The 14788-nt window shown below is 42.0% G+C and carries 10 protein-coding genes; 8 read left to right on the top strand and 2 right to left on the bottom strand.

All coding sequences use genetic code 11. From position 1 onward, the window contains the following. Positions 1-42: 42 nt before the first annotated feature. The 4 genes from OCV50_RS09050 to OCV50_RS09035 all read left to right on the top strand — a co-directional run bounded on the left by OCV50_RS09050 (position 43) and on the right by OCV50_RS09035 (position 5346). A complete protein-coding gene (locus OCV50_RS09050; RefSeq protein WP_191907677.1) occupies positions 43-834 on the top strand; it encodes a sulfite exporter TauE/SafE family protein in 792 nt (263 codons plus the stop codon). A gap of 22 nt (positions 835-856) precedes the next feature. Beyond that, on the top strand, positions 857-2692 hold the full coding sequence (locus OCV50_RS09045) for a DUF4955 domain-containing protein (RefSeq protein ID WP_261902844.1): 1836 nt from the start codon (positions 857-859) through the stop codon (positions 2690-2692). A gap of 69 nt (positions 2693-2761) precedes the next feature. After that, the gene (locus tag OCV50_RS09040; protein WP_261902843.1) at positions 2762-4624 is read left to right on the top strand and encodes a DUF294 nucleotidyltransferase-like domain-containing protein; all 1863 of its coding nucleotides are present in this window, start codon (positions 2762-2764) and stop codon (positions 4622-4624) included. Continuing rightward, positions 4621-5346, top strand: a complete 726-nt coding sequence (locus tag OCV50_RS09035; RefSeq protein WP_261902842.1) for a 3'-5' exonuclease — start codon at positions 4621-4623, stop codon at positions 5344-5346. Before OCV50_RS09040 ends, OCV50_RS09035 begins: the two co-directional genes overlap by 4 nt. A 47-nt stretch (positions 5347-5393) precedes the next feature. Here OCV50_RS09035 and OCV50_RS09030 read toward each other — a convergent pair whose 3' ends face one another. Then, positions 5394-6476, bottom strand: a complete 1083-nt coding sequence (locus tag OCV50_RS09030) for a LacI family DNA-binding transcriptional regulator (protein WP_261902841.1) — start codon at positions 6474-6476, stop codon at positions 5394-5396. Between the two features lie 55 nt (positions 6477-6531). Next, positions 6532-8097: a sulfatase family protein gene (locus tag OCV50_RS09025; protein WP_261902840.1), complete on the bottom strand. Its 1566-nt coding sequence runs from the start codon at positions 8095-8097 to the stop codon at positions 6532-6534. A gap of 218 nt (positions 8098-8315) precedes the next feature. On the opposite strand from OCV50_RS09025, the gene OCV50_RS09020 reads away from it, so the two are divergent. From OCV50_RS09020 to OCV50_RS09005, 4 genes are read left to right on the top strand one after another with little or no spacing between them, the layout of a single operon-like run. Next, complete coding sequence (locus tag OCV50_RS09020) at positions 8316-9314, top strand: hypothetical protein (RefSeq protein WP_261902839.1); 999 nt, start codon at positions 8316-8318, stop codon at positions 9312-9314. Positions 9315-9328: 14 nt separating this feature from the next. Further along, entirely contained in the window at positions 9329-10522 is a 1194-nt protein-coding gene (locus OCV50_RS09015; protein ID WP_261902838.1) for an autotransporter outer membrane beta-barrel domain-containing protein, read from the top strand. A gap of 10 nt (positions 10523-10532) precedes the next feature. Continuing rightward, positions 10533-12257, top strand: a complete 1725-nt coding sequence (locus OCV50_RS09010; protein WP_261902837.1) for a DUF4955 domain-containing protein — start codon at positions 10533-10535, stop codon at positions 12255-12257. A gap of 58 nt (positions 12258-12315) precedes the next feature. Further along, the gene (locus tag OCV50_RS09005) at positions 12316-14685 is read left to right on the top strand and encodes a hypothetical protein (RefSeq protein WP_261902836.1); all 2370 of its coding nucleotides are present in this window, start codon (positions 12316-12318) and stop codon (positions 14683-14685) included. Positions 14686-14788 lie beyond the last annotated feature (103 nt).

Below are 14788 nucleotides of genomic sequence, written 5' to 3'. Positions count from 1 at the left end.
GCACCCTCGCGGTGCCCTTTGACTAACCATTGATAAATGTTTATGGACGTAATTACTACTTTTCTTACTTTAGAAACATTGATGCAATTGGGTTTTGGCTCCCTAATTGGTCTCTGTTTAGGGCTGACCGGTGTGGGTGGGGGGGTCCTAATCATTCCCATACTTCAGGTTGTGTTTGGTATGCAAATCGTGATGGCCGTAGGAACTGCTAGCTTGATCTCTACGATAGTGAAAGTTAATGCAGGGTACAGCCATATCCGAGCAGGTAATGTTGATTGGAAAGCGCTTAAGTGGATGTTAATCGGGTCGATCCCCGCAACGCTGTTGACAACAGAGTTAATTGTATTGCTGAACAATCACCCAAGTACTCAGAGCATTATTACTGTCGTGATCGAAACGACAATTGTACTCATCATGTTATTTGCTTTGCTCACTATGTATCGCAAGTATCGTTGTGCAGATTCAAAGCAAACCTCGAAGTCCTATAGCAACAAAGTCGCGGTATCTGCCGGGGTCACATGTGGTTCTTTGTTGGGCTCAACAGGTGTCGGTGGTGGCGTACTTTTATTACCAGCCTTCAACACTCTGCTTGGTGTAAATATCAAAAAGTCTGTCGGATCATCTCTGGTCATGGCGTTAGTTTTATCCGCTTTAACAGCATTGAATTACAGCAAGGGGGGGCAAAGCGATATTACGACTGCTATTGCTATGTCTTTGGGGGCGGTTTCAGGCGTCCCGATAGCGATACGACTATTGAATAAGTTTTCAGATAAGCAGGTTTACTTGTCAACAATGGTGATTATTACGATTGCCTTACTGATGATGTTTATATAACTAAAAAAGCGTGAAACGACCTATGAATTTTAAAAAAAACACACTGACGGCGATCGTACTCTCGATTCCTCTTATTGGCTGCGGATCAAGCTCGGACAACAATAGTCCATCTAATGCTCTTCAGGAGTGTACGATAGAAGCAGCAGAACTAAAGGGGACCAACACATCAGCGTATTGGTGTGCCTATGTTAATAGTCGAGACTCTGTTACCAAATTGCTAACGAATGATCATGGTTTTCAAGAAGAAGATATCATCGCTGATTTCTCGTACGCTGGTTTTGGTAAAGGAGAGGAGTCATTACCTGATACCTCTATACTATCTAACTATCATGTTTATAACGTCACAGATTATGGTGCAGTGGCAAATGACGCAAATAGTGATAAAAGCGCTCTAAAAGCCGTCATCGCACAGATTAAACTGGATCGTCAAAACAGCGAGACTTTAAAGCCTGCGATGATCTATTTCCCGGAAGGTCAGTTTATTGTGAATGATAGTCATGATATGAGTGGGATTAACAGCTCAATGTCTTCTGAAGAGCTTGCTGAGCTACAGCCTATTTTTATTGATATTGATAATGTCATTGTAAAGGGCGAGGGGGAAAAAACGACGCTCTTTATGAAAGAGAAATTATTACCAACCAATCCAACACAGATGTGGTCAATTCCATACTTGATTCAAATTGGTGCGCCTAGCCAATCTTTGGATGTATCGACCCAAGTGATAAGTACTGCCCCTGCATTTTCTACACGATCTATTGAGGTAGAAAATGCTGATCAGTTTGAGGTCGGAGATAGCATTAGTTTAACTTCTATGGCGACAAGTTTGTCTGAGATTGAACAAGCAATTTCACCTTATAAACTAGAGAAAACTCAGGAAGGTAACTCACTCTGGTCTAGCTTAGCATCTGGGCTAAAACGAATTTCAAAGCATACGGTTACTGCTATCGAAGGAAACCAAGTTGAGCTCAGTACACCAGTACCTCATGGTATAAAGGCAGGTCAAGTCTGGACAATGAGTAAAATACCATCGTTCGAAAATATCGGGTTTGAGGATCTAACATTAAGGGGGAATTGGCAAAGTACCTTTGAGCATCATGGAAGTGCGGATCATGACGGTGCATTCAGTTTGCTAGCAATGAAGCGAGTACATAACTCATGGGTAAAAAATGTTAGTTTTATCGACACAAACAGAGCTCTAGAAGTTGTTAATGCTTACAATCTCACTAATGAAAATATTACGATTTCTGGAACACCGGGGCATTCTGCGATCAGTATTTCGACAAGTAACAATATATTATCTAAAAACATAAAAGATTATTCCAATGCTTGGCATGCGTCCGGTTTGTCGAAATATACTACGACATCGGTGTATTTGAACTCAGATTACTCAGCTGAAATGAACATTGACTTACATGGCGAACAGTCAGTTAATAATCTGTTCGACAATGTGAAAGGTGGTTGGAATTATGGTCACTGGGGAGCCAGCTCAAAGAATCAGCCGAACCATTTAAAAGGGCTAATATTCTGGAACGGTGTAAATACAAGTGTGGCAAGTGAAGACGGCCCTGACTTTGATAATTACATGTTTATGAACGACCAGAGTGATTTCGGTCGTTTAATTATGCCTTATGTTATTGGTTTACAAGGGAAGCAAATTACGTTTGCTGCTCAGTCACAATACATGCATCAAATGGTTTCTGAAGGAAAAGCAGAGTATGGCTCGCATCAGACTTGTGACATTGTTTCAGGAGAGAAGGTATGCAAGGGACCACTGCAAGCTTACCTCGAGTCTAACGGTGCACATGTTTATCCAACGTCGCTATATCAAGCTCAGCTCGATTATCGACTGAATCATTAGACGCCCTATGTTTACAAAACAAAAAGTAGCTCCCTGCCTGGCTACTTTTTGTTTTATTTGGAGTTTTGAATGCCAGATACACTACTTCCTAATATCACTCAGTTTCTAATGCGGATAGATCCGTTTGATCAATTGCCGCAGGCTCTGTGTGAAAAAATCGCACGACAGATCGAAATTGTCTATTACTCTGCCAATGAAACCATTGCCGACCTCAGTGTCACAGAGAAATCTCTTTACATTATTTGTAAAGGTTCTATCGAACAGCGCGAAGACGACGGCACATTGCGTGCTCGCCTTGGACGCGAAGATATGTTTGGTTTCACACTGATTAACTCAGAAAATGCTGATGTTTTGCCATATCGTTCAATCGCATTAACTAGCACATTGCTTTATGTGGTTCCTTACCGAGCGATCGTTGATGTCTTGGAAGCATACCCTCAATATGCTGCCTTGTTTGCCAAACAGGCTGAGAAAAGGCTTGATTCAGCACTCAAAGTGGTTTGGTCTGATAAAGACAAAGGGTTGTTTGTCAAAAGTGTAGCCGAGGTTGCAAGTTCAAAAGTTGCGATAGTGGACGTGTCTACATCAATCCAAGACGTGGCGATTGAAATGCATCAGGTAAGTAGAGCACCATGTGCGGTCGTTCTAAAAGATGGCAATATTGTTGGCCTTATTACAGATAGGGACATGACAAGGCGCGTTGTCGCACGTAACTTTGATGTGAATTTGCCCGTCTCTGAAGTCATGACAAAGAATCCTCTGACAGTTCAGCCTGATTCGCTGGTCTTGGAGGCTGTTTCACTCATGATGAGCAACGACGTTCGAAACTTACCGATTGTTGAAGAGGGTAAAGTAACGGGATTATTGACGACTTCTGACCTTGTTCATAATCATCGAATGCAAGCCGTATTCTTGATTCAAAAGGTACGTTATGCAAAGAGCTTGTTAGAGCTGACTTCATTGCAAAATGAACGCCGAGCCATTTTTGAAGCCCTGGTTGAAGGAGGCGTTTCACCATCGTCGACAGGGCAAGTCATGTCATTGATCATGGATGCATTTACTAAACGGTTGATTCAATTATTCATTGAAGAACATGGTAATGCGCCGTGTCAGTTTTCTTGGATGGTTGCGGGGTCACATGCACGTAATGAATTGCACTTACTGTCCGATCAAGATAATGCCTTAATTCTGTCTGATGACGTAAAAGAACACGAGTTGCCATACTTTGATAGCTTGGCAAAGTATGTCTGTGAAGGGTTAGATCTTTGCGGCTATCCACTTTGCTCTGGTAACTACATGGCAACTAATAAGCGTTGGTGCCAGCCTGTATCAATGTGGGAGCACTATTATAGAAAGTGGACAAAGAATCCAGAATACGAGCGTCTACTCAATATCACTGTATTCTTGGAGATGCGCTCGGTGTTTGGAGAGGCTGATTATGTCGACCAGTTAAGGGCTTGCTTACATACTAATATTTCGAATAATCGAGAGTTTTTATTAATGTTGGTCCGTGAAGCGACTAAGACGCAGCCACCACTTGGTATCTTCAATAAACTCGTACTAGAGAAAACAGGTAGCAATGCAAAAACACTTAATATTAAAAAATTTGCAATCAATCTGATTATTGATTTAGCCAGAATCTATGGGCTTATGGCGCACTGTGAAAGCTCTGGAACAGAAGCTCGTTTCAAAGCGGCATTGGTAAAAGGGGTTATCAGTGAAGGCGCGTACAAAGATATCATGAGCGCATTTCGATTTATTCAATCTTACCGTTTATCTCATCAGCTACACTGTTTGAAATCGGGTCTAGAGCTTAACAACAATATTGATCCCGACGTATTTGGCAGTTTTGAACGTAAACATTTAAAAGATGCTTTTCGGCTTATTTCTCAATTGCAGAGTCTAGTTAAATTGCGAGTTGGGGTGAGATGATGAATTTACCTTCTATTCATGAACAGCATAAAAATAAAAAAGTAGTCAATGACTTCTTTCGCGCTCAATTGCGCATACCTGAGTACTTGAGCCGATTTATCCGCTTTCAACCGTTTGAAAAATCCACGCCAATCCTTGAGCTCGATTATCTTTTTGTCGATATAGAGACTTCCGGCTTAAACGCGAACTCAGACTCTATTTTGAGCATAGGCTGGGTGTGCTTAAAAGATGGTCGTTTAGATCTTTCTTCAGCACGTCACCATTATATTAAAACTCATAGTCCGATTAATTTCAGTAATGCGACCGTTCACCATATCTTGCCTGAAATGTTAGAGCGCGGTAGTGAACTTGAGAGCGTGTTCAAAGAGATGTTTCAAGTGGCGAGAGGCGGGCGGATCGTCGTTCATGGTGCGTGTGTTGAGGCTAGGTTCTTCTCGACCTATTTTAAAGCACAATATTATAGTGATGTAGTCCCAATCTTATATCTCGATACGATTTTGATTGAGAAATTTTTTGCCATGAAACACCGCCTGAATGAATCTGATTTCAGGTTAACGTCGACCCGGAAACGTTATGAATTGCCAGACTATCTTGCTCATAATGCGCTGGTGGATGCGATAGCCACGGCTGAACTCTTTTTGTGTCAAGTAGAACGTTTGGCTCTGTTTAATAAACGTCATTTCGGTGACCTATGCAAAATTGCAGAGGTCATAGGACGGTGAGACAGTAGCGAGTGCGGGGAAATTATCGCACTCGCAATGGTGGGTTTTTACATTGAGCTAAACTCCGCAACGGAGTCGCGTCTTACTAATTCTACACCAACGGACAAGCGGGTTGTAAAGGCGTGAGTTTGATTGATCTCTTTGATCAGCATATGAAGTGCAGCCTTAGCAAGATCAACAAAGTTGGTGCTTATGGTTGAGAGAGGTGGGGACGTCATAGTAGACATCTCCAAGTTATCGAAACCAATAACAGATTTATCATGTGGGACCCGTATTGCTTTTCTCTCAAAGCTATCGAGTAGAGCGTAGGCCACCATATCACATACACAAAAAACGGCACTACAATCATCAAAAACACCATTTTCAACAGCATGATCTAGAATTTCACTCGCACCAAAATCCATACCGGCCTGCCCTGAAATAATGCGTTGGTATAGTTCATCATTTTTCATGACATCACGAGCATAGATGGGTAGATCCAAAATACTGTCTTGTGGATCGAATGAGAGCTGATGGGCCTCTAATGCATGCCTAAAACCGTCGCTTCTTTGTATTAAGGAGTAACGATGCTGGCTTGTTATCAGCTTTATGTTGCTATGGCCAAGTTTAGCAAGTTCACCAGTGGCGAGTTGAGCCCCTAGCGTATAGTCGGGAGAGATACTCGAAATTCCCATTCCAGAGTCATTACCATTGATAATGACTGTCGGGATTTTGTGTTTTTTAAGCAAGTCCAGAATATGTGGATGATCTATACCGATAAGGAGAATCGCACTCGAATGAGTGATTTTGCTTTCAATTTGATCTATCGAGGTGTGCTTTTTGACGAGAAACATATCGAGTTCTAATGCCAAACGTTGAGCTTCTTTTTTTATACCCGATAAGATCGCATTGTAAAAACCGTGGCCACTTCCAAGAAAGTCGCCGCTGATGATCGTGATTTTCTGAATTGCGACACCAAAGTTTAAGCTTTTGCCTTTCGACTTGTATCCAGTTTCAGCAATGGCAAGCTGTACTTTATTTTTAATGTCGTCACTTACGTAGGTATTTCCATTCAATACACGTGAAACCGTTGCTTTAGATACGCCCGCCAGCGTAGCAAGAGTATCGAGTGTAACTTTTTTATTGTTCAACCTAGCCGTCCAAAGCCGCCATGAAATGGCGGCATTCTCTACTAAAATTAATTGTTTATATCATACCCTGAATAACTTTTTTAGGTATAGGTGTTGGTCGCCATGGGTCATTAGTTTTTTCAAGCCATGGAATGAGTTCGTTGTGTATGAGTTGTTCTACTATCTCCATGTTGTCTTTGGCAATATTCGTTAATTGATAAGGGTCATTCTTCCGATCCCAAAGGGTATATTTCAGCGGTTTACCCGCGCGCCTTTCAATTTGAAGAGTATAGCGATGGGTTCTAACGCCTCTTCGCCCGAAGGCTGCTCCTCCATAAGGAATGTAAATATATGGTTGGGAAGTGGGTAAGTCCTCTTGTGGCAAACCTAGTATCTGATTCGCATAGTTAGTACCTTCCACAGAATCAGGGATATGCTCGCTTAGTCCCATAAGCCCAAGCAATGACGGATAGATGTCGCCTGATGAAAATAACATTTTATCCATTTTTGGCTTGATCTTATTAGGCCATCTGAAAAGCATGGGAGTTCGAACAGACTCTTCGACGATTTGGTTCTTGGTCGCATATCCATGGGAGCCTAGACAAGAGCCGTGGTCAGACATAAACACAACCAGCGTGTTGTCTGATAAGCCTTGTTGATCTAACTGAGCGAGTAGTCGGCCGAACTGCTCGTCAACGCCGTTTACCATTGCGAGATAAGACTTAAAATGATCTGGTCCTTTTTTCTTTCCCCATTGTTTGTCCCAATCGACATTCGGTCGGGTGTTTAGCTCCTTAGATGTCTTACCAGAAAAACGATCTAAATATCTCTGAGGCGTTTCATCATAGGGTGTATGAGGTGGGTTCATTGACACAACTAGTGCAAAAGGTTTGCTTGCATCACGGTATTGTCCACCTTGGTTCTTTAGAAACTCAATGGCCACATCGGTCTCATGCTCGGCACTCCACTTATGTATTTGTATTGGCTGTTCTCGAGGGGTGTCATTTGTCCAATAGTACGGAGCACTATGGCTAGGAGAGGTGCCATTTGCGTGCCAAAAATCAAATCCATGCCTTTTTTCAGGCGGAGTCCAGTCATTCCAGTGACGCCCATCTTTACGGTGACTGCCCGGTACTTGAACAAATGGTGCATGAGGAGAATCCATGTGCCATTTTCCTATGTATCCCAATGAATAGCCTTGTTCTTTGAGAACGTCAGACCATGTTGTTTCATGTTGCTTGAGATCGTGCCCAAAGTCAGAGCCTGCGAAGATATCACCTTCGCCTTCTGGTTTCGCATTGCAGTTTCCGACAATTCCATGTGATATCGGGTATTTACCTGTCATAAATGTGCCGCGGAATGGGCTACATAAAGGATAGTTTGAAATGTTCTCTGTAAGTACAGCACTTTGTATAGCAAATTTATTGAGATTCGGTGTTAACGAGGGATCCTCTCCCATGAACTGCATCGTTTGTGCTCTCATTTCATCAGGAAACACAATCAATAGGTTGGGTGTTGGAGCATTTTTCGCGGCAGAACGAGCAGCTTTAGGAGTGTTCTCTGAGGCAAATGATGATGGAACACTCGCTGCAACCCCAGTTGCAACAACGCTTTTCAATAAATTTCTTCTAGTGGTATCCATAGTAACGCCTTTGATCAAGGAAGAGTGATTTCCCTAGATATTAATTCGTTATAACACAAAAAAACCTTTTTCACATGAAAGAAAAGAAACGAAATCAAGAAACGTTTCATTGCGGTGATAGGTATCACATTAACTGATAATTGAATCCGATAGTATTCTCTACCGAACTGATAGAACGATTAACAAGACTTCATAATAATTATCAAATAGGTTTTTCTATGACACCTTTCCCAACAACTAAAAAGCGTTTAGTTATAGCCTGTTTATCGGCTATGGCTATGAATGCAAATGCAGCGGACGTCGAATTAAAAATAAAACATGTCGATGGTGACTATGGCACCCCTTATAGCTATCAAGGCTATAAGTCTGAAATTGAAATAAAGCCAGATGACTCTCGCTGGTATTACAACGGTGAAGCTCGTGAATATAATCACGACTCAGGGCAACAATATTCGCGTTTTGGTGTTGGTATTGGTTATCAGTTTCCTATTGAAGGAGGCTTCATTAAACCTGAATTTAAAATCCGTAGCGAAAGAAATGACTACGGAATTAAATCAGATGGTACTCGTGGTAGCGTCGTTGAAGCAGATTCGAAAATATTAAAAACACAGTATGTCTACGAAATTTATAATTGGTTTAAACTCGCTGGTGAGTTTAGTTTTTTCCATCATATCTTTGATACGAAGACTGGAGATGGCAAAGCATCAGACTATGAGCGTTATAGCATCGAACTTAAGCCTGCTCTACGTTTTCACCCTTTTAAGCCTTTCAAAACGTTTAAGAAAACCAGTTTAGAAAACGCCACTATTAACTTTATCTATTATTCGATTGATAACCAAAGTATGAAAGGTGGGATTGAAGCTGAAACGGGTGGTACATACGGGTTAGATGACACAATTAAGAATGAACAACTTCGTATTGAAACCTCATATAAGTATCAAGACTTCGCCATTGGGCCTTACGCACGTTTGCCATTAACGTGGGCTGAAGCGGGGCTTCATTATAATAGTAATAATATTATTGATGGAAATTCAGAACGTTATAAATTGACCCGACTTGGTATTAAGGCTTCATATAAGGTTACAGACAGCTTAGTAATTATTAGTGATTTTTATAGTGAAGATAAAGAATATAAAGAAGGCTATCAACATAAACCACAAAACGGATTAACGAGCAACGCAAAAGTGCTTGAGCTTGGTATTGCTTATAACTTTTAAAAGGAAATTAAATAATGATTTTTAATAGAAATAAACTAAGTACTGCTATCGCTATTTGTTTGCCTGCTTGCTTGTTGTCAAATGCTGTTATTGCTGGTTACTCGGATGAAGTGGCGAATAATGGGGGCTCTAAGTCCGCTGTTGAATTCGCACAGTACGCAGAAACGGTGACAAATACCGAACTTCAAACATTGTTGAGCTCTGTAAGTGGTGACAGCGCGGTCGAATTAGCTAACGACATGCTTGCCGACTCGAATGGCGCAGCGCTGAACGCATCACTTCAAAACGCTTTGTTGATGCAAGACGTGTTGCTTACTCGAGCTACGACCATGAGACGTCAAGACTCTTTGGGAACCTTTAACTTTGGTTGGAATACTTGGGCGACAGCGATAGGTAGCTACGTTGAAGGAGACTCAGGCTACGATATTTCTGGTTACGAAACAACGACCTATGGCGTGATGTTCGGTGCAGACAAATACGTCATCGCTGATCGTGCATTTATCGGTTATGCATTGGGGTATGCGAACAATACTTCAGGTGCGGATGATAACCTTTCAGAAGTAACCAGTGATAACTACCAATTTCTGTCATATGCAGGTTGGGCGCAAGACTCTCGATTCTTAGATGTCATTTTTAATATTGGAACGAACAAAGTCGACTCATCTAGAACCATTCGTGCTGACAATAATGCAGACGTAGTGGCCAATTATGATCAATTTAATATGGGCTACCGTGTTAATGCCGGACAAACGTTTAAGGTATTAGGGGTGTCGGTTGAACCTACGATCGGTTATGAAGCTCAGTGGATTTCGCAAGAAGATTATGAAGAAACGGGTTCTGTGGCTGCTCTGCGTTTTGACCGAGAAACATATCATATTCAGTATGCCAACATCGGATTAGCATTGTCCAAAGTGTTTGAATTGGAAAGCATGGTGTTGACTCCACATCTTAAAATTACGTATGCCTCTGATCTAAATGGTGGAGAGCGTGTTCATGACTCCTTCCAACTTGCTGTAGATAGCCCTTCCAACAAAGCGAACTTTTACGATAAAACGGGCGCGATCGTTGGGGGAGATAAGTTACAAGTTCAAGGTAGTCTGAGTGCCGAAATTACCGAGAGTGTAACGTTAGATAGCACTATTTCCTTTGTCGATGCTGAGGAGTATCAGCAAATGAACCTATTTGTTAGCGCTGTAAAACGCTTTTAAGGAGAATAGGATGAAGAAAACGATTCTTGCATCTATTGTCGCTCTCTCTTTGTCATCAACAGTTGCAGCTCAAGAACAGAATGTCTCTAAATATTGGAGTAATTATGTTGATAGTCGCGCTGAAAACAGTGATCTGATCGATCCTTCCCGTTACGACAAAGATGGTTTTGTGCCGCCGAACTTCTCATATGCTGGTTTTCAGCGTGGTGATAATCCATTACCGGAGAGAGGTTCTTACAAGGAGCACAAAGTATTTAACGTGATGGACTTTGGCGCTGTACCTGACGATGGTGTTTCAGACAAAAAAGCTTTTCAAGATATGGCTATAGCAGTCTCTACTTACGTCAGTCAAAAAGGGAACAAAGCCATTTACTTTATCCCTGAAGGTCGATTCATCGTTAATTCACAACAAGACAACGAAGCCATCGACAAAAATAATATCGATCAAGTTCGCTCTGAACAGACAATCAATATTTTTGGTGACAACATTATTGTAAAAGGCGCTGGTATTGGAAAAACCATCCTTGCTATGGATTCACATATGTTTCCAGAGTCACCAACTAAAAAGTGGAGCACACCTTACCTGATTAGTATAGGGGCTTCGAAAGACAATTTTAAGAGCAAAATAGAAACTTCAGTGGAAAAAAATATCGTGGGTGACAGTTCATTTGAACTTGTCGTTGCGGACACTACAGGGTTTGAAGTTGGAGATTATGTAGAAGTTGAGGGCTTCATTAAGAATCGACAACGCATTGAAGAAGCAATCTCTCCATATAAATTTGAGTTAAACAAGCAAGGTAAACCATTGTGGAAAATGCTTGCGGCAAGTTTAAGAAAAATAGAGAAGCATCGAATTGTAGCTGTTAATGGCAACACACTAACGTTTGACGTTCCAGTCGCGCATACGATCAATGCAGAGGATGCTTGGCATGTAACCAAAATTAAGCCTGCAGTGAATGTTGGACTAGAAGACATCACATTTGAAGGCGCGTGGGATGGTGACTTTGTTCACCATAAAAATGCGCTTCATGACAGCGGTTATAGTTTTTTACGTCTAACACGAGCTACAGATAGTTGGATTCGTAATGTCGAGTTGACCAATTTTAACCAAGGAATTCAAGTCATTAACTCATTCAATACCACAGTTGACAGTGTTGAGTTAAATGGAAACCCAGGCCACATTGCGGTATCCGTTCTTTACGGGAATCATAATTTAGTCAAAGACGTTAACGATGCGGCACATACTTGGCATGCGCCAGGTTTATCTAAATATTCAACTCATAACGTAAACCTGCGTACTCAATACTCTCCTCAAATGGGGTTAGACCTTCACGGCGCACAGTCCATGAATAACCTTTTTGACAATATCAGCGGTGGATTTGAGAAAGGGCATTGGGGGGCCGCTGTCAAAGATCAGCCTAACCACTTAAAAGGCCTTTATTTATGGAATGCAGAGAATTTAGGAAAACCGAATAAAAACCTCTATTTCATGGCTAGCGATGGCAAATACGGCAAGCTAATTTTACCCCACCTTATTGGTTTGCATGGCAATGCTCTAGAAGTTCAATCGCAGTTTAAGTACATGATCTCTGCTAAGCAAAACAAGTGGGCTGATTATCGTAAGTTCCCTAAACGCGATGTCCCACAAGCGCATATTGAATCCAATGGCGAGCAGGTTTATCCACAGTCGTTGTATGAAGCACAGCTGAAGCTTCGACGTTCTCTTGAAAAATAACCCTACATTAGTGAGTGATGAGGCATCACTCACTCCAAAATAATCATTAGGTATGTTTATGAACTATAAGCAAAAAAAATTCCTTCTTACTGCGGTGGCATCAAGTTTAATCTTAGCGGGTTGTGGTGGGAGTGACAGCGGCGATCAGCAACAAATCGTCGACAACACGTATCAACCACCATCAGTACTTAATTGTGATAATTTCCAAGCTACTCAAATGTTAGCTGCTGACGAATTCACTGCTGAGGTCACTTGCGTATTGTCAGATACGAGCGCTCGTGATTTGACGGCTTCCACATTTATGATGAACATCGGTAATCGATCTCAAAGTGGTGCAGCGAAAAGTTATGATGTTGATACCGGTATAGCAACCTTTGAGTTATCGACATTCGATGATGTTGGGGGAGAAGTCGCCGAGTTATGCGTGACACCAAAGTCTAATGCGGGTAACCATAACCAAGGTACTCAAGCCTGTTTTGTTGCAGACTCTCCAGTCGCCGACTTTGAAGCCCCTTTTGTAGCTAGTTATCAGCCGTTATCCAATTTAGTTAGAATCGATAATTCAGTCACCGCAGTGTACCAAGTTTCTGACGATGCGAATGGCGAGCATGCTCGTGAAGTGACGTCTGATTTAGCATGGTTTTTAGATGATATCGCTATAGACGGGGAGGTGACACCAACATTGTTGATTGATCCGACTTGGGTGGGACAGTATTTAAAATATTGTGTGACGCCACGAACCTTGGAAACTATCGGTGCAAATACTGAAGGCGAAGTTGTTTGCGCCGATGCTGTTGAAATTCTACCTGCGTATCGTGAGGAAACGCCTGAAGCAAGTGCACAGGTCTCTTTTGGTGGCGAAACGATAGAAGATGGACAAGTCAATACAGTGCCGGTACAAACAGGTGAAGTGCTAACTGCGACCTATGTATTTGAACCTGGTCTTGATAATGAAGTCGGTAATGGGGAGACGAGTAAAGAGGGTAGTAGTCCAGCTTACTGGCAGCGCGTTGCGGCGGTAAGCAAAACAAGCTCAATCTCTACTTTTACTACTAATGAACCAGAAGTGATCAAGATGTGTGATTTTTCTGATGGTAAAACGTCATGCGACTATACCATTGAAGACTCAGACTTAAGTTATAGAGTTGAATTTTGTGTTACACCAACAACTGAAAACGAAACGACAGGGTCACAAGTGTGCTCCGGCACGGATGTATTTGGCATCGATATTTCTGGTGAGATGGAATACCTCAAACAGTTGACTATTGACGTCTATGGCTATGACCTCATAGATGGCGCTAATTCTGCTAAATGGTATGTCGATGTCAATCACAGTGTTGCTGCGGATGAACTGAGAACGCTTGCAGACAATTCTACACCAACGAATTCAGAGCTGTTGCATGCTGGTCGAGAGTTCGAAATCGCGCCCGTACAAGGCTTGCGAGCCGCGTTTTTGTCGAAGACTGTATGGGAAAAAGCCGGTGTTAGTTCTGAGCGACGAGGTGGAATTAGTGACTGGAGTTGGGATAAGTTCGTCTCCGATGATGACCCACTAGATATCACCAATGTCAGCCCCGATGCGAATGACTTTATCGGTAAAGAGGTTCGCGTGTGTCTGGATATTAAAGACGCGACATCTCCAACTTGCCTTGACATGAGCGAGCAAGTCTCTGTGTCGGACGCTCTAGAGTTTACTCAGGCTGGTGTCAGTTCTGAAGTATTTCGTGGCATCGCACCAGTAAAAGTGTTGCCTATAGCGAAAGATGATGACTATGAGTTTTTGCACCACCGCCCATTAACTCTGCATGAAGGTAATGCACTCACAGGTACAACATATTTTAGTAACGTCAATGGTATCGACTGGGCACAGTTTATTCAGCAAACTTATGCGAGTGGTTCTTATGACCCAACTCCTGCTGGCCATCAAGAAGATGCCTTGTTGTCTTGCCTAGATCTAAAGAGCGATGGTTATGATTGGTCAGTGCCTATTTTTGACGCGACGATGTCGATAACTCCAGAAGCAAATAAAACGGCCTTAAATATTTATGCTAAGAACACTCTGGTGAAATCAGAAAATGGAGAAACGCTCTCTAACTATGACGGTATTGCGTCTCTTGGTTTTAAAGTCAAACCTTTGACCAGTACTGATGAAAGTCGACTGTCTGCTGCGACAGGCTGGCCGCTTGTTTCTAACTCAGACAAAGAGCAGTCACAAACGGATTTAGACAATGTGACTAAAATTAGAACATTCGTTGCAGGTTATGGCTCAGCGACATTGATCAACAAAGGCTTTACCGTTGGCCAATCATGGTCTTCAGTTGATAAGTCACAAGATGGATCAGGCGGTGAAAAGTACATTTGGAATGGAGCTAGTTCGACTAAAGGGAGTGTGCCAATGATGAGTTGCGTGACCAAAATCTCGTTGTAAAAATGAAATTTTTTTAGGGCTTAGGGATACCTAAGCCTTTTTTTTAGGGTGTGTCTAAAGTGAAAATTTAGATTCTCAACTTTAATATCATCGATGAATAGAG

The sequence above is a fragment of the Vibrio fortis genome, assembly GCF_024347475.1.
In the GTDB taxonomy this organism is placed as follows: domain Bacteria; phylum Pseudomonadota; class Gammaproteobacteria; order Enterobacterales; family Vibrionaceae; genus Vibrio; species Vibrio fortis.
This window is presented reverse-complemented; position numbering and strand designations above follow the sequence as displayed.